The organism is Brevundimonas aurantiaca, from assembly GCF_014199955.1.
Taxonomy (GTDB): Bacteria; Pseudomonadota; Alphaproteobacteria; order Caulobacterales; family Caulobacteraceae; genus Brevundimonas; species Brevundimonas aurantiaca.
The window spans coordinates 44,100-61,152 of the sequence record NZ_JACHOQ010000007.1 but is presented as its reverse complement, the minus strand read 5'-3'; the positions used below and the strand labels follow the sequence as shown (position 1 = coordinate 61,152).

Annotated in this window: 18 protein-coding genes; 9 read left to right on the top strand and 9 right to left on the bottom strand. The window is 68.5% G+C overall.

Going from position 1 to position 17,053, the window contains the following annotated elements; all coding sequences use genetic code 11:
• Positions 1-25: 25 nt before the first annotated feature.
• The gene (locus GGQ93_RS12860; protein ID WP_054764620.1) at positions 26-808 is read right to left on the bottom strand and encodes an SDR family NAD(P)-dependent oxidoreductase; all 783 of its coding nucleotides are present in this window, start codon (positions 806-808) and stop codon (positions 26-28) included.
• Positions 809-863: 55 nt separating this feature from the next.
• Between GGQ93_RS12860 and GGQ93_RS12855 the strand changes: the two genes are divergently transcribed.
• Positions 864-1,262, top strand: a complete 399-nt coding sequence (locus GGQ93_RS12855; protein ID WP_152949415.1) for a YkvA family protein — start codon at positions 864-866, stop codon at positions 1,260-1,262.
• Between the two features lie 158 nt (positions 1,263-1,420).
• Here GGQ93_RS12855 and GGQ93_RS12850 read toward each other — a convergent pair whose 3' ends face one another.
• Positions 1,421-2,422 (bottom strand): NADPH:quinone oxidoreductase family protein, encoded by a 1,002-nt coding sequence (locus GGQ93_RS12850; protein ID WP_183217514.1) that lies wholly within the window; start codon positions 2,420-2,422, stop codon positions 1,421-1,423.
• Positions 2,423-2,563: 141 nt separating this feature from the next.
• Here GGQ93_RS12850 and GGQ93_RS12845 point away from each other — a divergent pair, with 141 nt between their 5' ends.
• Both GGQ93_RS12845 and GGQ93_RS12840 read left to right on the top strand, forming a co-directional pair.
• A complete protein-coding gene (locus GGQ93_RS12845) occupies positions 2,564-3,436 on the top strand; it encodes an isoaspartyl peptidase/L-asparaginase family protein (RefSeq protein WP_183217512.1) in 873 nt (290 codons plus the stop codon).
• Between the two features lie 77 nt (positions 3,437-3,513).
• The gene (locus GGQ93_RS12840; protein ID WP_183217510.1) at positions 3,514-6,381 is read left to right on the top strand and encodes a M16 family metallopeptidase; all 2,868 of its coding nucleotides are present in this window, start codon (positions 3,514-3,516) and stop codon (positions 6,379-6,381) included.
• A 167-nt stretch (positions 6,382-6,548) separates the two neighbouring features.
• On the opposite strand, the gene GGQ93_RS12835 is transcribed toward GGQ93_RS12840, so the two are convergent.
• From GGQ93_RS12835 to GGQ93_RS12825, 3 genes are all read right to left on the bottom strand, one after another.
• Positions 6,549-7,379 carry a S1 family peptidase gene (locus GGQ93_RS12835; RefSeq protein WP_183217508.1) on the bottom strand — a complete coding sequence of 277 codons (831 nt, stop codon included), beginning with the start codon at positions 7,377-7,379 and terminating at the stop codon, positions 6,549-6,551.
• A 19-nt stretch (positions 7,380-7,398) separates the two neighbouring features.
• Positions 7,399-7,839, bottom strand: a complete 441-nt coding sequence (locus GGQ93_RS12830; protein ID WP_183217506.1) for a DUF350 domain-containing protein — start codon at positions 7,837-7,839, stop codon at positions 7,399-7,401.
• Between the two features lie 69 nt (positions 7,840-7,908).
• Positions 7,909-8,241 carry a metalloregulator ArsR/SmtB family transcription factor gene (locus tag GGQ93_RS12825; protein WP_054764614.1) on the bottom strand — a complete coding sequence of 111 codons (333 nt, stop codon included), beginning with the start codon at positions 8,239-8,241 and terminating at the stop codon, positions 7,909-7,911.
• Positions 8,242-8,331: 90 nt separating this feature from the next.
• Between GGQ93_RS12825 and GGQ93_RS12820 the strand changes: the two genes are divergently transcribed.
• A complete protein-coding gene (locus GGQ93_RS12820; protein ID WP_054764613.1) occupies positions 8,332-9,243 on the top strand; it encodes an acyl-CoA desaturase in 912 nt (303 codons plus the stop codon).
• Entirely contained in the window at positions 9,240-9,701 is a 462-nt protein-coding gene (locus GGQ93_RS12815) for a hypothetical protein (RefSeq protein ID WP_054764612.1), read from the top strand. The genes GGQ93_RS12820 and GGQ93_RS12815 overlap by 4 nt, the downstream gene beginning before the upstream one ends.
• On the opposite strand, the gene rlmN is transcribed toward GGQ93_RS12815, so the two are convergent.
• Together rlmN and GGQ93_RS12805 are read right to left on the bottom strand one after the other, a co-directional pair.
• Positions 9,673-10,833 carry a dual-specificity RNA methyltransferase RlmN gene (rlmN, locus tag GGQ93_RS12810; protein WP_183217504.1) on the bottom strand — a complete coding sequence of 387 codons (1,161 nt, stop codon included), beginning with the start codon at positions 10,831-10,833 and terminating at the stop codon, positions 9,673-9,675. The genes GGQ93_RS12815 and rlmN overlap by 29 nt on opposite strands.
• An 80-nt stretch (positions 10,834-10,913) precedes the next feature.
• Positions 10,914-11,213 carry a DUF6356 family protein gene (locus GGQ93_RS12805; protein ID WP_054764610.1) on the bottom strand — a complete coding sequence of 100 codons (300 nt, stop codon included), beginning with the start codon at positions 11,211-11,213 and terminating at the stop codon, positions 10,914-10,916.
• 159 nt (positions 11,214-11,372) lie between these two features.
• Here GGQ93_RS12805 and GGQ93_RS12800 point away from each other — a divergent pair, with 159 nt between their 5' ends.
• Entirely contained in the window at positions 11,373-12,743 is a 1,371-nt protein-coding gene (locus GGQ93_RS12800; protein ID WP_183217502.1) for a trypsin-like peptidase domain-containing protein, read from the top strand.
• 295 nt (positions 12,744-13,038) lie between these two features.
• Positions 13,039-13,383, top strand: a complete 345-nt coding sequence (locus tag GGQ93_RS12795; RefSeq protein ID WP_152949409.1) for a DUF2794 domain-containing protein — start codon at positions 13,039-13,041, stop codon at positions 13,381-13,383.
• A gap of 52 nt (positions 13,384-13,435) precedes the next feature.
• Here the strand turns inward: GGQ93_RS12795 and GGQ93_RS12790 are convergent, their stop codons facing one another.
• The gene (locus GGQ93_RS12790) at positions 13,436-14,185 is read right to left on the bottom strand and encodes a Bax inhibitor-1/YccA family protein (RefSeq protein WP_152949408.1); all 750 of its coding nucleotides are present in this window, start codon (positions 14,183-14,185) and stop codon (positions 13,436-13,438) included.
• Between the two features lie 131 nt (positions 14,186-14,316).
• Here GGQ93_RS12790 and thpR point away from each other — a divergent pair, with 131 nt between their 5' ends.
• Complete coding sequence (gene thpR / locus GGQ93_RS12785; protein ID WP_183217500.1) at positions 14,317-14,856, top strand: RNA 2',3'-cyclic phosphodiesterase; 540 nt, start codon at positions 14,317-14,319, stop codon at positions 14,854-14,856.
• Positions 14,853-15,401 carry a GNAT family N-acetyltransferase gene (locus GGQ93_RS12780; RefSeq protein WP_183217498.1) on the top strand — a complete coding sequence of 183 codons (549 nt, stop codon included), beginning with the start codon at positions 14,853-14,855 and terminating at the stop codon, positions 15,399-15,401. The genes thpR and GGQ93_RS12780 overlap by 4 nt, the downstream gene beginning before the upstream one ends.
• A 24-nt stretch (positions 15,402-15,425) precedes the next feature.
• On the opposite strand, the gene GGQ93_RS12775 is transcribed toward GGQ93_RS12780, so the two are convergent.
• Positions 15,426-16,970 carry a methyl-accepting chemotaxis protein gene (locus tag GGQ93_RS12775; protein WP_183217496.1) on the bottom strand — a complete coding sequence of 515 codons (1,545 nt, stop codon included), beginning with the start codon at positions 16,968-16,970 and terminating at the stop codon, positions 15,426-15,428.
• Between the last annotated feature and the right edge of the window lie 83 nt (positions 16,971-17,053).

The following is a 17,053-nucleotide window of genomic DNA, read 5'->3' as shown; positions in this document are numbered from 1 at the left end:
GCGAGCGATAGCGCCCTTCCGCGCGTCAGCGCGGCGCCAGTCGAATGGCCCCGTCCAGGCGGATGCACTCCCCGTTGATATAGACGTTGCGCGCCAGCTCCAGCACCAGGGAGGCGTAGTCGGCGGGCGTGCCCAGACGGCTGGGGAAGGGGATGGCGGCGGCCAGGGCGTCCTGAATCTTCTGGTCCATGCCGGCCATCATCGGCGTCCACATGATGCCGGGCAGGATGGTGTTGCAGCGCACCCCTTCCTGGGCCAGGTCGCGCGCGATCGGCAGGGTCATGGCGTAGACCCCGCCCTTGGAGGCCGAATAGGCCGCCTGGCCGATCTGGCCGTCCTGGGCCGCCACCGAGGCGGTGTTGACGATCAGGCCGCGCTCGCCGTCCGCCATGGGCTCCAGGGTCACCATGCCCGCCGCCGACTGCGACAGGACGCGGAAGGTGCCGAACAGATTGACCCGCACGGTGCGTTCGAACTGGGCCATGTCGTGGGCCTTGATCTCGCCGGTGTCCTTCTTGCGCGAGACGGTCTTCATGCCGGTGGCGATGCCCGCGCAGTTGACGGTCAGCCGCTCCTGGCCGTGGGCGGCGCGCGCCTTTTCGAAGGCGGCGGCCACCGAGGCGTCGTCGGTCACGTCCACCTGGCAGAAGACGCCGCCGATCTCGGCGGCAATGGCCTCGCCCTTCTCGGCGTTCAGATCGAACAGGGCCACCTTGGCGCCCGTGGCGGCGATGGCGCGGGCCGTGCCTTCGCCGAGGCCGGACGCCCCGCCCGTGACCACGGCGGCGATGCTGCTGTCGAGTTTCATCTCGGTCTTTCCTATGTTGTAATGAACCTGAGTTTCGTTTGAGGATTTAGCGGCCATGACCGCCAAAGCCAAACCCGTCTCGCCCGAAGACGCCCTGGACCCGAAAAAGGCCCTGGTCCCGACCGTGGTGAAGGTCAATGAGGCGCGGGTGACGCGCGGCTTCTGGCCCAAGATCCAGCGCACGGCGGCCCGCATCCCCTTCGCGGATCAGGCCCTGGCCGCCTGGTACGCCGCCCGCGATCCCCAGACCCCTCTTCCGGCCAAGGGAATGATCTTCGCCGCCCTGGCCTATTTCGTCATGCCGGTGGACGCCATTCCCGACCTGTTCGCCGGCATAGGCTACACCGACGACGCGGCGGTCATCGCCGCCCTGATCGCCACCCTGGGCGCCAACATCAAGCGCCGCCACCGCGACCAGGCGGAAGAGGCGGTGGAGCGGCTGAGGGGGAAATAGGCACACCCCTCTCCCCCTGCGGGAGAGGGAGACCGCGCACGGCGGCGCAGCCGTCGTCCTGGCGCGGTCGGGCGAGGGGTCGCGCCGGCATAGCCGTTTCGCTCAAACCCCTCATCCGGCCCTTCGGGCCACCTTCTCCCGCAAGGGGAGAAGGAAACCTAATCCCCCACCGTCACCACGATCTTGCCCAGGGCCTGCCGGTCGCCCAGGGCCGCGATCGCCGCCCCCGCCTTCTCCAGCGGGAAGGTCTTAGACACGCGCGGCTTGATCTTGCCCTCGGCGTACATCTGCATCAGTTCGGCCATGTTGGCGGCGTGGCCCTTGGGATCGCGCGCCACGGCCGCGCCCCAGAAGACCCCGATCACCGACACCGATTTCAACAGGGTCAGGTTCAGCGGCAGGGCCGGGATGCCCGCCGGGAAGCCGACGACCAGATAGCGCCCGTTCCAGTCCATGGCCCTGAGCGCCGGATCGGCGTAATCGCCGCCGACCGCGTCGTAAACCACGTCCGCGCCGTCGCGGCCGGTCGCCAGCTTGAACTCGCCCGACAGTTCCTTCTGCGCCGCCTTGTCCATCGGCCCGGTCGGATAGATCAGGCCGTTGTCGGCCCCCAGCGCCAGGGCGAACTCGACCTTGTCATTGGTCGAGGCGGCGGCGACCACGCGGGCGCCCATGGCCTTGCCCAGCTCCACGGCGGCGGCGCCGACGCCGCCTGCGGCGCCCAGCACCAGCAGGGTCTCGCCCGGCTTCAGCTGCGCCCGGTCCTTCAGGGCGTAATAGCTGGTGCCGTAGGTCATGATCAGGGCCGCCGCCTCCTCGAAGCTCATGGCCTCGGGCATGGGAATGACCGTCTCGGCCCTGACCGCCAGCCGTTCCACCAGCCCGCCCCAGCCGGGCACGGCGATGACCCGGTCGCCCTTGGCCACGCCCTTGACGCCCTCGCCCACCGCCTCGACCACGCCCGCCACCTCAGCGCCGGGCGAAAAGGGCCGTTCGGGGCGGAACTGGTATTTGTCCTCGATGATCAACGTATCGGGATAGTTGATCCCCACGGCCTTGACCTCGATGACCACTTCGCCCGCCTTGGGTGTCGGATCGAGCACGTCTTCGACCACGAGAGTTTCGGGACCACCGGCGGCCTTGGACAGAACTGCGCGCATTATTCCTCCCTTGGGCCTACCGCGCTTAGCGCGACTTGAGGCCCGCTTGTGTTCGACCGACATGGCGCGGCCTTCATCCCGACGCTAAAGAGCGCCACGCCCGATTGAAAGAGGCGACAGAGACAGGCTCAGGAAGACGACATGACCGCCCTCATCCTCCACGGCGGCGCCGGCGCCCGGCGCGAACGCAACTATGACGCCGAAATCGCCCACATGCGCCAGGTGGTCGAGGCCATGAAGCCGCGTCTGGACGCGGGCGAAAGCGCCCTGGACGTCGCCACGGCCGCCGTCGTCATGCTGGAGGATTCCGGCCTCTATGTCGCCGGCAAGGGCGCCTCGCCCAATCTGGCCGGCGCCTATGAGCTGGACGCCAGCCTGATGGACGGATCGACGAAACGGGCCGGGTCCGTCGCCGCCCTCCAGGGCTTTCGCAACCCTGTCGTCGCCGCCCGCGCCGTGATGGAGCGCACCCCCCACGTCATGCTGGTGGGCGAGGGCGCGGCCCTGTTCGCCCAGGATCAGGGGCTGGAGCCCGTCGCCGACGAGGCCGCCTGGTACACGGGCGCCGGCCAGGGCGAGGACAATCATCCGCCCGGAACCCTCAGCCACGGCACCGTCGGCGCTTGCGTGCTGGACGCCGCCGGCCGCCTGGCCGCCGCCACCTCGACCGCCGGGGTCTTCGGCAAGATGCCGGGCCGCGCCGGCGACACCCCCATCCCCGCCGCCGGAACCTGGGCCGACGGCCACGCCGCGACCTCCTGCACCGGCCAGGGCGAATATTTCATCCGCGTCGCCGCCGCCGCCCAGGTCGCCTGGCGTGTCGCCGCCGGTCAGTCGCTGGCCGATGCGACCCAGGCCGTCATCGACGAGATCGGCCAGATGGGCGGCGACGGCGGCCTGATCGCCCTTGACGCCGCCGGAAACATCGCCGCCCCTTTCAACAGCCAGGGAATGAAACACGCCTGGCTGACGCCGGACGGCGAGATCGGCGTCGAGGTGTTTGAACGACGATAATTACAGCTCGGTAAGGTGCATGTCAGCCGAGGGCTGATACGGTCTCATCGCCCGGCGCTCCGGGCCTGGAGACCCGCATGAAATTTCGCCTCACCGCCACCGTCGCCGCCTCGGCCCTGCTGCTGGGCCTCGCCGCGCCCGCCTTCGCAGCGCCGGCCGCCGCACTCGCGCCTGCGCCTGTCGCCGCCCAGGCCCAGCAGGGCGTGGTCGTCCCGCCCCTGGGCTTCACCAAGCGCGTCCTGCCGAACGGGCTGGAAGTCTACACCGCCCGCGACGCCGACACCTCGAACGTGACGGTTCAGGTCTGGTACAAGGTCGGGTCCAAGGACGATCCGGCCGGCCGCTCGGGCTTCGCCCATCTGTTCGAACATCTGATGTTCAAGGCGACCAAGAACCTGCCGCCCGAGACCTTCGACCGGCTGACCGAGGATGTGGGCGGATCGAACAACGCCTTCACCGCCGACGACACCACCGCCTATTTCGAGACTGTCCCCGCCAACCACCTCCAGCGCATGCTGTTCGCCGAGGCCGAGCGGATGGGCTCCCTGGTCGTGGACGAGCCGACCTTCGTCGCCGAGCGCGACGTGGTGAAGGAAGAATATCGCCAGCGCATCCTGGCCAACCCCTATGGCCGTCTGTTCGGCCTGTTCGTGCCCGAGACCCTGTATCAGGAAAGCCCCTATCGCCGTCCCGGCATCGGCTCGATCGAGGAGCTGAACGCCTCGTCCCTGGACGACGTCCTGCGTTTCCACGCCACCTACTACCGGCCCGACAACGCCTATCTGATCGTGGCCGGCAATTTCGACCAGGCCCAGCTGGACCGCTGGATCGATCAGTATTTCGTCCCGCTGAAGAACCCGGCGACGCCGCTGCCGACCAACAATGTGGCCGAGCCCGAGCCGACCGGGCCGCGCGACGTCACCTATTATGCGCCCAACGTCCCCCTGCCCGCCGTGGTGATCGGCTGGCCGACGGTCAAATACGCCGACGCCGACCGCGCCGCCCTGACCGTGCTGGACGGCATACTGTCCACCGGTGAATCGAGCCGCCTGTATCGTTCCCTGGTCTATGATCAGCAGATCGCCGCCCAGATCGGCTCGACCCCCGACTTCGCCCAGCAGGCCGGCAATCTGACCGCCCTGGCCATCATGGCCCAGGGTCATACGGCGGACGAAGGGATCGCCGCCCTGAACGCCGAGATCGCCAAGCTGCGCGACGCCCCCGTCACCGCCGCCGAACTGACCGAGGCCAAGAACGAGATCGTCGCCGACGCCCTGCGCAATCGCGAGACGGTGGACGACCGCGCCTCGGCGCTGGGCTTCGCCCTGATCAACACCGGCGACGCCGCCGCCGCCGACCGCGAGATCGCCCAGATCCAGGCCGTCACCGTCGCCGACGTCCAGCGCGTCGCCCGCAAATATCTGACGCCCCAGCGCCAGTCGACGATCCGCTATCTGCCCGCCGACGAACAGAACCCGCCTTCGGTGCAGAAGATGAACGTGGATGCTCCGGTCAAGGTCGCCGATCTGGCCCCGGCCGGAACCCCGGCGGTCCTGCTGCCGGAAGCCCAGCGCACGCCCCTGCCGCAGCCCGGCGCGGAAGTGGCCCCGGCCACCCCCGCCGTCGCCGACTTCCGCCTGGACAACGGCCTGCGCGTCCTGGTGGCCCCGACCGACGGCGTGCCTCTGGTCTCGGCCCGCCTCAGCTTCGACGCCGGCTCGTCCGACGACCCGGCGGGCAAGGCCGGAATCGCCGCGATGACCGCCGCCCTTCTGACCCAGGGCACCAAGACCAAGTCGGCGCCCGAGATCGCCACCGAGATCGAACAGCTGGGCGCCTCGATCGGCGCGGGCGCCGGGGTGGACTTCACCAATGTCTACGCCAACGCCCCGGCCAACGCCTTCCCCGCGACGGTCGCCCTGATGGCCGATCTGGTGAAGAACCCGACCTTCGCCGCCGAGGAGCTTGAGCGCCAGCAGGCCCAGACCCTGGACAATCTTCGCGTCGCCCTCAGCCAGCCGGGCTCGATCGCCGGCCAGGCCGTGGGCCGGGTCGTCTATGGCGACGCCCCCTATGGGGCGCCGGGCTCGGGCACGGTCCAGTCGGTGCCCGTCATCACCCCGGCGGACGTCGCCGCCTTCCACGCCGCCCGCTATCGCCCCTCGGACGCCACCCTGGTCTTCTCGGGCGACATCACCCCCGCCGCCGCCCGCGCCCTGGCGCAGCAGGCGTTCGGCGACTGGCGTCCGGAGGGACAGGCGGCCGCGCCTGTCGCCAACCCGGCCGGTCAGGCCCTGGCCCCGCGCATCGTCGTGGTGAACCAACCGGGCGCGGGTCAGGCTGCGGTCGTCGCCGCCATTCGCGGCGTGTCGCGCACCGACGCCGACTATTTCCCGCTCACCCTGGGCAACACCCTGCTGGGCGGGGGCTTCTCGTCGCGGCTGAACCAGGAGATCCGCATCAAGCGCGGCCTGTCCTACGGCGCCGGCTCCTCCCTGGGCGCGCGCGCCGATGCGGGCCTGTTCACCGCCTCGACCCAGACCAAGAACGAGACCGCCGATGAGGTGGCCGATCTGATCCTGGCCGAGATCGCCAAACTGGGCGCGGAAACCCCGACCCAGGCCGACCTGGCGCCGCGCCGGGCCACCCTGATCGGCGGCTTCGGCCGCTCGCTGGAGACGGTCGACGGCCTGGGCGCCCTGGTCGCCAACCTGGCCCTCTACGACCTGCCGATGAGCGATCTGGCCGACTACGCCGGCCGCGTCCGCGCCGTCACCCCCGAACAGGTCCAGGCCGCCTTCGCCGAACACCTGCCGGTCAATCGCGCCAGCCTGGTGATCGTCGGCGACGGGTCGCTGTTCCTCGACGCCCTGCGGGCCAAACACCCGAACCTGGAGGTCATCGAGGCGAGCGAACTGAACCTCAACAGCGGTTCGCTGAAGTAGGCGCAGTCATCATGTCTCCTCCCCGCTCTGCGGGGAGGTGGCGCGACGCTCTTCGCGTCGTGACGGAGGGTTCTTTCCGCATCATTACGGTCGGTGCGGCGTTGACAACCCCTCCCCCACGCTTCGCGCGGTCCCCCTCCCCATTTCATGGGGAGGAGACGAAAGCCTCAAACCGACAGACACACCACCTGCGCCACCCGCAGATCGCGCCTCAGCGCATCCGCGACCCGGCCGTAGTTGTCGATGGTCACCGGCTCGCCCAGCGCCGCCTCGTCCGCCCGCTGTTCGCCGCGAATGGCGGGGGCGAAGGATTCAGGGGCCGTGGTGTAGATCCGGCCCCGGCGCGGCGCCTCGGCGATGGTGACGCCCAGCACCCGCCCGCGCCCGTCCATCACCGGCGCGCCCGACAGTCCCGACAGGGTCCCCTCCAGCCCGTCGGTGCGCCCGACCTCGGCCCAGGCCAGAACCGGTTCGTCATGGGCGCCGCGTCCGAACACCTTCAGGGTCTCGCGCCCCAGCAGGCGCGAGGTCACCTCGCCCGCCCGCCCCTGGGGAAAGCCGGGGTGAAAGGCGCGCTGGCCCTTGCGCAGCGGGGCCTGGACCGCGACCGGCAGGGCGGGCGGCCCGCCTTCGGTGAGCAGCAGGGCCACGTCGGCCCGGGGGGCCAGGCGCACGTCGGCCGCCACCGCCCGGCCGCCGCCCACCACCAGGGCCGGCCGACGACAGCCCTCCACCACATGGCGGGCCGTGACCCAGCGACCGCGCCCGGCGATCGAAAAGGCGGTGCCGGATTTCGGCGTAAAGGGCGTGTCCGGCGCGTCCAGGGTGACGGCTGTGTCGAAGGGGGTGATGGGGCCCAGCAGGGCGCCCTCGATCTCGTCGGGCGGCGGCGGGGCGGGCGGGGCGTCGGCGTTTTCGCGCCGGCCCAGCGACACCGCCAGCAGCACGCCCGCCACCGCTCCGTAGATGGCCCAGTCCGGCAGGCGGGGGAATTGCATGACGCGATCCGTTCGCCGCTCAGCCGGTCAGGGCGGCCGACAGGATCAGGGCGGTCGCCAGCTTGGCCCCCACCAGGACCACCGAGGCCGCAACCTCGCCGTCCTTGATCCGCTGCGGCAGGCCGTGCAGCATCAGGTCGACGATCCGGAAGGCCAGCAGCTGCAGCACCAGGGTCGCCACGCCCCAGATGGCCACGTCCCGCACCGAGGTCGAGACCGACAGGGACACCGCCAGCGGAATGGCCAGACCCACCAGAATTCCCGCGAAGGCCACCGCCGCCGCCGGATTGCCCTCGCGGATCAGGGCGATCTCCTTCCACGGCGTCAGCAGGGCGTAGACCGTCGCCCCCGCCGCCAGCAGCAGCAGGGTCACGATCAGGTGCGTGACCATGACCGGAAAGCCCGAGGCGAAAGCCTGCACCTCGGCGCTCGACAGGACGTTCGTCAGTGAGGGGTCCATGTCTCTACGCCTTGCCCGATTGCCGCCCCAATCCGCAAGCGCGGCGAAGCAACACCTTGTGACGAAAGATTACAGGCCTGCGTCATCCGGCTTGTTCGCGCGCGCCTTGGCCAGGGCCGCGCTCTCGCGTTTCAACGGCTTGGCGACCGGGCACACCTCCTGGACATAGCCGTTCAGGGTGTTGGTCAACTGGTCCGGCGCCAAGCTGTAATGGACGTACTGGCCCTTCTTCTCGCTGGTCACCAGACCCGCGACCTCGAGCACCGACAGGTGTTGGGACACCGCCGGCTTGGAGATCTCGAACTTGGCCGCAATCTCCCCGGCGGTCAGGTCCGCGTGGGCCAGATAGGCCAAGATCTTGCGGCGGACGGGACTGGAAAGGGCTTCGAACACGCGTTGCATGGGCGGTATTTAAGCGATTTGCTAAGCGCTTGCCAGCGGGTCATTTCAATGTTTAAGTGATTGCCTAATTACCTACGAAGGGAGGCCGACATGGACCACGCTGATCCCTGCGCCGTGAACAGTCTCGTCGAGACGCCCGGCTGCAGCCCGATCGAAGGCCGTGTCGTCTGGGACCCGCGTCACTCGCTGTGGAACGGCGCCATGTTGGCCGCCGCCCTGATCTTCGGCGCCAAGACCTTCAGCCTCGCCGCTGTCGCAGTCTTCGTCGTCGTGACAGGGACGACGCTTCTGCTGGGCCATTCGGTCGGATTTCACCGTCGGCTGATCCACGGCAGCTTCGATTGCCCGCTGTGGCTGGAGCGCGTCTTGGCCTGGTTCGGGACCCTGGTCGGCATGAGCGGCCCCTTCTGGATGATCCGCACCCACGACATCCGCGACTGGGCCCAGCGCCAGACCGACTGTCACGACTATCTGGCGCACCGGCGGCCGATGGCGGTCGACGCCTGGTGGCAGATGCACTGCCGGCTGGTGCTGGAACGGCCGCCCCAGTTCGAGCTGGGCCGGATCGGCCGCGATCCCTTCTATCGGTTCCTGGAACGGACCTGGATGCTGCAACAGCTTCCTGTCGCGGCGGCGCTGTGGCTGATGGGCGGCTGGGGTTTCGTGGTCTGGGGCGTCTGCGCCCGGGTCTCGGCCAGCGTCATCGGCCACTGGTTCGTCGGCCATCTGGCCCACCGTCGCGGTCCGCAAACCTGGCTGGTGCGCGAGGCGGGCGTCCAGGCCCATGACGTCCCCTGGGCCGCCATCCCCACCATGGGCGAGGCCTGGCACAACAACCACCACGCCTATCCCGGCTCGGCGAAGATCGGCCTCTACCCGGGCCAGAGCGACTGGGGGTTCCGGTTCATTCAATTGCTGGAACGGCTGGGTCTGGCCTGGGATGTGCGGACGCCGGAAAGCATGGGTCCGAGACCTCTAAACAGAGTTGTGGCTAAGATATGATCAAGTCGATGTCGGATCGGCTTGGTACGCTCATCATTGCAAACGTCCTTGCCGCAAGCACCACAGCTGGAATGTCGGCCATAGGAATGTGGATCAGCATAATCGTTTCGCCCGGCGAAACTGGCTTGGGCAACGCCCTGGGCGGGGGACTTCTGTTCGGGCTGCTCGCAGCCCTCTACGGCTTCATAATCTCTTTCCCGGTCTATCTTGTTGGCCTGATCGTCGTCGGAATTCCAACTTGGTGGATTCTGCATAATTCAGGCCGAACCAGCGTAGGCGCCTTCTCGATTACGGCCGCAATCGAAAGCGTTATCGCGGGCGCAATCGTCTTTCGGCTTCTTGCCCCGGGCACGGAATTAGCCGCCCCACTGTTGGCGATCCCAGGCGGGCTGGCCGGATGGATCATTTGGAGGCGTAGTTACAGGCCGCTCACGCCGCCGCCTGCTCCGCCTTCCTGATTGCGCTCGCCCGCAGCTTCTCGCTTTCGGACTTCAGCTGGCCGCAGGCGGCCAGGATGTCGCGGCCGCGGGGGGTGCGGATGGGGCTGGCGTAGCCGGCGCGGTTCAGGATGGCGGCGAAGGCCTCGATCGTCTTCCAGTCCGAGCACTGATAGTCCGTGCCGGGCCAGGGGTTGAAAGGGATCAGGTTAACCTTGGCCGGTATGCCCTGGATCAGCTTGACCAGGGCGCGCGCCTCCTCGGGGCTGTCGTTGACGCCCTTCAGCATGACATATTCGAACGTCACCCGCTTGGCGTTGCCCAGGCCCGGATAGGCGCGGATGGCGGCCATCAGCTGGTCCAGCGGATATTTCTTGTTCAGCGGCACCAGGACGTCGCGCAGCGGGTCGTTGGTGGCGTGCAGGCTGATGGCCAGCATGGTCCCGGTCCGCTCGCCCAGCTCGGGGATCATCGGCACGACGCCCGAGGTCGAGACGGTGATCCGCCGCCGCGAAATGGCGATCCCCTCGTTGTCCGAGATGATGTCGATCGCGTCCGAGACGTTGTCGAGATTATAGAGCGGCTCGCCCATGCCCATGAAGACGATGTTGGACAGGCGGCGGTCTTCCTTGGGCGACGGCCATTCCTCCAGGTCGTCGCGGGCCACCTGGACCTGGGCCACGATCTCGGCGGCGGTCAGGTTGCGGACCAGCTTCTGGGTTCCGGTGTGGCAGAAGGTGCAGTTCAGGGTGCAGCCGACTTGGCTGGACACGCAAAGCGCTCCGGCCCGGCCCACGTCGGGGATGTAGACCGTCTCGATCTCGATGCCCGGGGCGGTGCGGATCAGCCATTTGCGCGTGCCGTCCTTGGACACCTGGCGTTCCACGATCTCGGGCCGGGTCAGGGTGAAATGCTCGGCCAGCCTGGCCTGCATGTCCTTGGCGACGTTCGACATGGCCGCGAAGTCGGTGACGCCGTAGTGGTGGATCCAGCTCCACACCTGGCTGGCGCGCATCTTGGCCTTTTCAGGCGGGCAGACGCCCGCATCGATCAGGGCCTGGCGCAGGCCGGCCCGCGTCAGACCGGACAGGTTGACGGGGGCCTTCACAGCGGGCGCGTTCGAGACACGGGAAAGATCGAGCGTAATGCTCAAGGCGGCGATCCTGGATGCGGTTTAGCCCGCCTCTATAGCACAAACCCCGGCAATTGCATGACCGGGCCGGTCGGAGCGCCCTAAAGCCCCACGTCCCAGACCCCGGCGTCGCGCATCCGGCTCTGTTTCGCCTCCTCCGCCCGGCCGCCCATCTCCTGGGCCATGCCCCGGATGGCGGTGGAGACGGTGGTCTTGTGCACGCCCGGAACCAGGGCGTGGGCGAAGGCGGCGCCCGCCAGCCGCAGCAGGCGGAAACCGAAACCGCCCGAGGCGGCCATGTGCTGGAAATAGGTCTCGCCCACCTCGCGCGGATGATCGCGGAACAGACGGTCGAACGGCGTCGAGCACCGGCGGGCGCGGTCGATCGTCGTCTGGCTCATGCGGCGGCTCCCGGTGTTCGCCCGACGATGGTCACGCGGGAACGGTCGCCGCGCAAGCCCTGTTTCGCGGATCCGACGCGACGGCCTTCGATCGGGACGGCGCCCATCGTCAGTTTGATCAAGTCGGGCTAAGGTCGGGGCTCGATCAAGGGACATTCCATGACGCTTCGCTTTTCGGCCGCCGCCTCCCTGACTGTCGCGACCGCCCTTTTGGCCGCCGCCGGCCCCGTCCTGGCCCAGTCGGCGCCCACCGTCCTGCCCTATGACGCGCGCCGCGGCGTCTTCAGCTTCGCCGCAGGTCTGGAAAGCTCGCTGCCGGCCGTGGTCAAGGTGACGACCCTGGGCCAGTCGCGCGGCCCCAGTTCCGATGCGGACGATCCCAAACCCTACGCCTCCGGCTCCGGCGTCGTCATCGACGCGGCCCAGGGCCTGGTGATCACCAACAACCATGTGGTCGAGAACGGGCGGAAATTCACCGTCGATCTGATCGACGGCCGGCTGTTCGACGCCGTCCTGGTCGGGGCGGACAAGGCCACCGACATCGCCGTGCTGCGGATCACGCCCGACGGGCGGCCGCTGAACCTGAAACAGGTGCAGACGGTGGATTCCGACACCCTGCGGACCGGCGACCTGGCCTTCGCCGTCGGCTACCCCCTGGGCCTGGACCAGACCCTGACCATGGGGGTGATCTCGGGTCTGAACCGATCGGGCCTGGGCGATGCGGTGGAGGACTATATCCAGACCGATGCGGCCGTGAACTCGGGCAATTCGGGCGGGCCGCTGCTGGACAGCCGGGGCCGGCTGATCGGCATCAACACCGCCATCCTGTCGGGCGGCATGGGCGGGGGCAATGACGGCATCGCCTTCGCCGTGCCCACCCGCATCATGCTCTATGTCGCCGACCAGCTGCGCACCCAGGGCGAGGTCAAGCGCGGCGAGACCGGAGCCATCTTCGCCTCCCTGACGCCCGAGCAGGCGCGCCGCATGCGGCTGGGCATCGTGCGCGGCGCCGTGGTGGCCGACGTGGCCCCCGGCTCGCCCGCCGAACGCGCGGGCCTGCGCGAGGATGACGTCATCCTGCGCCTCCAGGGACGACCGGTCGCCAACGCCGGCTCCATCAACGCCACCGTCGGCGTCGCCGCGCCGGGCTCCAGCCTGAGCGTCGTCTATCTGCGCGGAGGGCGCGAGGCCACGACCGCCCTCGCCGTCGAGCCGCCGGTCGAGGCCCCGGTCCAGGTCGGCGCGGATCGCGTCCTGGCCTATGGCGCCACCCTGCGGGACATGGAGGGCGAGGTTCAGGTTTCGGCCGTCGAGGCCGGCACGCCCGCCGCCCAGGCCGGACTGCTGGCCGGCGACCTGGTCCTCGCCATCGACGGCGTTGCGACGGCGGACATCCGCGCGGCGGCTCGGGCGCTGGAGGCCGCAGCCGGCTCCGTCGCCCTGGAGGTGCGGCGCGGCGGCGACACCCAAACGATCACATTGGAGAAGACGCCCCGGGAGAAGACGGCTGAGGAGAAGACGCCCGCCTGAGCGGCGCCGGCCGGGCTCCGGACAGCGAAACGCCCGCCTTGCCTGGGAGGGGGAGGGGATCGGCAGGGCGGGCGCTCGCTTGGAGGAAGCATCGGCCGCCGGAGCCCTTGTTGGAAACATCCAGGGGGCTGGGGGGGCTGTTCAGGATCCGGACGCTTCCGAACTCCGACGAGCCGATGATCGTTATTTCGCCGCCCAAACGGGCGGGCGAAGGACCGAAACGGGGCCATTTGGTGTCTGAAGCGCTTTTTCCACCCCCTCTGGCGTCCCGCGCCGATGCGCCTAAGTTCAGATCATGAGCCTGACCCCGCACGAGCCGCCGCCCCCATCTCCACAGGCCGGCCCGGTCTTCTTCGAACGGCGCGAGTTGGACCTGATCCTTCGGGTCTACGGCCGGATGGTGGCCCTGGGCGACTGGCGCGACTACGCCATGGTGGGCCACAAGGACTTCGCCGAATTCGCCGTCTTCCGCCGCTCGGGCGACGCCCCCCTGTACCGCATCGAAAAACGCCCGGCGCTCCAGACCCGCCAGGGCCAGTGGGCCGTCATCGGGGAGGGCGGCCAGATCCTGAAACGCGGCCGCGACCTGGCCCAGGCGCTCAAAGTGTTCGACGGGCGGAAGTTTCAGGTGGTGGACTGACCAAAAAAGGGCCCCGCGAGGGGCCCTTTCCGCATCCGTCTTGCGACCAATCTCAGTTCCGGTTGCCGCCCATGAAGGCCAGCAGGAACTGGAACAGGTTCACGAAGTTGATGAACAGGCTCAGCGCGCCGAAGCCCGTGGCCACGCCCATGGCGTTCTGGTCGCCGCCCAGGGCGTAATAGGTCATCTTCAGACGCTGGGTGTCATAGGCGATGAGGCCCGCGAAGATCAGCACGCCCAGGCCCGAGATGATCAGATAGAAGGTCCCGGATTGCAGGAACATGTTGACGATCATGGCGATGATCAGGCCGATCACGCCCATGATCAGGAAGGTGCCCATGCCCGACAGGTCTTTCTTGGTGGTGTAGCCCACTAGGCTCAGACCGCCGAAGGCCGCCGCCGTGACCAGGAAGGTCGAGGCCAGCGAGGCGCCCGTATAGCGCAGGAACAGAATGCCCAGGCCCGCGCCGATCGAGGCGACAACGGCCCAATAGAGCAGGTTCACCCCCTTGGCCGTCGGGTTCTTCATGAAGAACATCGAGCCGAACAGCAGAACCAGGGGCGAGAACTGGACCGCCATGCCCAGGACCGTCAGGCCGACGCGGCCGTCCGGCGTCACGCCGAACAGCAGTTGCTGCACCGCCGGCACATTGCCGGTGACATAGGCCAGGGCCGCCGCGACAACGAGGCCCAGGGCCAGCTTGTTGTAGACGCCCAGCATGAAGCTGCGCAGGCCGGCGTCGACCGACATGTCGGCCGTCTGCGGAAGCGGGCGGGCGTAGCCGTTGTTGAAATCGCTCATGGCGACGAACCTTCTCCGAGTCGGCCGGGGAGACTTCCCCGGTCACAGGCCTTGAATATCGGAAGCCGAGGCTCCCAGTGCAAGGAAAACCGGACTTGGAAGCGGCGGTTCCGACCGCTACCAACAGTCGCATGTTGCGTCTGTTCACCGCCCTGACCCTGCCGCCGGACGTCGGCGAGACCCTGCAACGGCGTCAGTCCGGCCTACCCGGCGCCCGCTGGCGGCCGCTGGAGGCCCTGCACGTCACCCTGGCCTTCTACGGCGAGACCGACGAGCGGCGGGCCGACGACCTGGCGTCCGAACTGGCCCGCGTGGCCGGCGCCCCCTTCGAGATCGTGCTGAAGGGGGTCGGCGCCTTCGGCGACAACCATCGCAGCCACACGATTTGGGCCGGCGTCGAGACGCCCAACGAACCCCTCTCGGTCCTGGCCGGTCGCTGCAGGAAGGCGGGCGAGCGGGCGAACATCGTCCTGGAGAAGCGCGACTATCGCCCCCACGTCACCCTGGCCTATCTTAAGCCCCAGACCAATCCGGGCCGGATCGGCGCCTGGATGGCGGGCCACAATCTGCTGCATTCGCCGCCAATCCGCATCGACCGGTTCGGCCTCTATTCCAGCGTCCTGACCGACGACGGCAGTCACTATGAGCTGGAGCGGGAGTATCTGCTGTGACCGAGATCCGTATCGAGACCGAACGGTTGACCCTGCGTCCCCCGAGGATGGAGGATTTTCCGCGTTGGGCCGAGTTCCAGGCCGATCCCGATGCGACGCGCTTCATCGGCGGCCCCAAGACGCCGGCCGAAACCTGGCGGATCATGGCGACCGTCGCCGGCGCCTGGAGCCTGACCGGCGAAAGCTTCTTCTCGGTGCTTGAGAAAACCACCGACCGGTGGCTCGGACGGATCGGGCCGTGGCGACCCCACGGCTGGCCGGGGCCGGAGGTCGGTTGGTCCCTGCACCCTGACGCCACGGGACGGGGCTATGCGCTGGAAGCCGCCGCCGCTGCGATCGACTACGCCTTCGACGTCCTGGGCTGGGACGAGGTGGTGCACACGATCGACCTGGACAATACGGCCTCGATCCGGCTGGCCGAACGGCTGGGCTCGACTTTGCGCGGCCCCACCCGCCTGCCCGAGCCCTTCGCCGACCTGCCCGTCCATCTGTGGGGCCAGACGCGCGCCGACTGGGGCAGGAACCGCCTCGCCCTGGCGGGTTAGAGCCGACCAGGCGCCGGGGGCGCGTCAGAACTCTTCCCAGTCCTTGAGCGCAGTATTGCCCTGGGTGGCTCCGACCGCGACGGCGAGCCGTCTTTGGGCCTTACCGACCGGATTGTCGGCCGGGGCGTGGCGGCCGGCCTGGGCCGGCTGAGGCCGGTTGGCGGCCTCTCCGGTCTGGAACCGCGCCACCAGCCGTTCCAGCTCGCCCGCCTCGGTCCGCAGATTGGCGGCGGCGGCGGTGGTCTCCTCCACCATGGCCGCGTTCTGCTGGGTGACCTGGTCCATCTGATTGACGGCGGTGTTGACCTCGTTCAGCCCCGTGGACTGTTCCTGCGACGACTGGGCGATTTCGGACACCAGCCCGTCGATGTCGGCGATCCGCTTGACGATCCCCCCCAGGGCCTTGCCTGTCTCTCCGACCAGTTTGACGCCGCGCTCGACCTGGGCCGTGCTGTTGGCGATTAGGGCCTTGATCTCGCGCGCCGCCTCGGCCGAGCGCTGAGCCAGGGCCCGGACCTCCTGGGCCACCACGGCGAAGCCGCGCCCGGCGTCCCCGGCGCGCGCCGCCTCCACCCCTGCGTTCAGGGCCAGAAGATTGGTCTGGAAGGCGATTTCGTCGATCACCCCGATGATGTTGGTGATCTGTTTTGAGCTTTCCTCGATCTCGCCCATGGCGGCGACCGCTTCCTGCATCTCCTCGCCTGAGCGGGCGGCGCCGACGGTGGCGTCGGAGGCGGCGGCGGAGGCCTGTTTTGCGCCCTCGGCGCTGCGTTTCACGGTGGCGGTGATCTGGTCCAGGGCGGCGGCGGTCTGTTCCAGACTGGCCGCCTGCTGTTCGGTGCGGCGCGACAGGTCGTCCGAGGCCGAGGCGATCTCGTCCGAGCCGGCCCGCAGCCCGCTGGTGGAGGTCGAAATCGCGCTCATGGCCTCGCGCAGACTGTCGATCGCCGCGTTGAAATCGTCCTTGATCTGCTGATAGCGCCCGTTGAACGGCGCGGTGATCACCGCCGTCAGATCGCCGCGCGCCAGCCGGTTCAGACTGTCGGCCAGGGCGGCGACCACCGCATCCTGCTCCTCGGCGACGCGCCGCCGCTCCGCCTCGACCAGGGCGCGCTCCTCGTCGGCCTTGGCGTTCAGGATCTGGAAATAGTTGAACATGACGACGCTGGCGTCAGAAAAGACCGACCGCATCAGGCTGAGCATCAGGGCATGGTCGGCCTTCTCGTTCCAGGGCTTTTCCTTCACCAGCCCCGAGGCCAGACCGGCGGCGTAGGCCGCATAGGTCTTGCTCAAATAGGTCGCGTAGTCGAGGCTGCTCGAGATGTTCTCGGTAATCACCGCCTGCTGTTCGAAATATTCGGGCGGAAAGTCGCCGCGCGAAATGAAGGCGAACTTCCGCTTCTCGTTCTCCCACACGTCACGAGGCAGGGCGTCCAGCGTCGGGTCGATTACGCGATAGGCGTCCAGCAGGGCCTGTTCGAGATGTTTGCCTGCGCGCTTATAGACCACTTCACCCACTTCACGCTGCTGCGCGTTCCAGGTGACGATTTTCTCACTGATGTCAGACATTTCGTCTCGCCTTTCTAAATACTTTTGGGCCTAAGCATATGCGATATTGGCATCTCTATTTCGATTTACTGAGGCAATCGGCG

Excerpts from the sequence above, each read along its gene's own strand:
- GGQ93_RS12825 (WP_054764614.1), bottom strand. The coding sequence starts at position 8,241 with ATGCAACGCGTGTTCGAAGCCCTTTCCAGTCCCGTCCGCCGCAAGATC.
- GGQ93_RS12775 (WP_183217496.1), bottom strand. The coding sequence starts at position 16,970 with ATGTCTGACATCAGTGAGAAAATCGTCACCTGGAACGCGCAGCAGCGT.
- GGQ93_RS12805 (WP_054764610.1), bottom strand. The coding sequence starts at position 11,213 with ATGAGCCAGACGACGATCGACCGCGCCCGCCGGTGCTCGACGCCGTTC.
- GGQ93_RS12860 (WP_054764620.1), bottom strand. The coding sequence starts at position 808 with ATGAAACTCGACAGCAGCATCGCCGCCGTGGTCACGGGCGGGGCGTCC.
- GGQ93_RS12820 (WP_054764613.1), top strand. The coding sequence starts at position 8,332 with ATGGACCACGCTGATCCCTGCGCCGTGAACAGTCTCGTCGAGACGCCC.
- GGQ93_RS12845 (WP_183217512.1), top strand. The coding sequence starts at position 2,564 with ATGACCGCCCTCATCCTCCACGGCGGCGCCGGCGCCCGGCGCGAACGC.
- GGQ93_RS12790 (WP_152949408.1), bottom strand. The coding sequence starts at position 14,185 with ATGAGCGATTTCAACAACGGCTACGCCCGCCCGCTTCCGCAGACGGCC.
- thpR (WP_183217500.1), top strand. The coding sequence starts at position 14,317 with ATGTTGCGTCTGTTCACCGCCCTGACCCTGCCGCCGGACGTCGGCGAG.
- GGQ93_RS12815 (WP_054764612.1), top strand. The coding sequence starts at position 9,240 with ATGATCAAGTCGATGTCGGATCGGCTTGGTACGCTCATCATTGCAAAC.
- GGQ93_RS12855 (WP_152949415.1), top strand. The coding sequence starts at position 864 with ATGACCGCCAAAGCCAAACCCGTCTCGCCCGAAGACGCCCTGGACCCG.
- GGQ93_RS12835 (WP_183217508.1), bottom strand. The coding sequence starts at position 7,379 with ATGCAATTCCCCCGCCTGCCGGACTGGGCCATCTACGGAGCGGTGGCG.
- GGQ93_RS12795 (WP_152949409.1), top strand. The coding sequence starts at position 13,039 with ATGAGCCTGACCCCGCACGAGCCGCCGCCCCCATCTCCACAGGCCGGC.
- GGQ93_RS12800 (WP_183217502.1), top strand. The coding sequence starts at position 11,373 with ATGACGCTTCGCTTTTCGGCCGCCGCCTCCCTGACTGTCGCGACCGCC.
- GGQ93_RS12840 (WP_183217510.1), top strand. The coding sequence starts at position 3,514 with ATGAAATTTCGCCTCACCGCCACCGTCGCCGCCTCGGCCCTGCTGCTG.
- GGQ93_RS12830 (WP_183217506.1), bottom strand. The coding sequence starts at position 7,839 with ATGGACCCCTCACTGACGAACGTCCTGTCGAGCGCCGAGGTGCAGGCT.
- GGQ93_RS12850 (WP_183217514.1), bottom strand. The coding sequence starts at position 2,422 with ATGCGCGCAGTTCTGTCCAAGGCCGCCGGTGGTCCCGAAACTCTCGTG.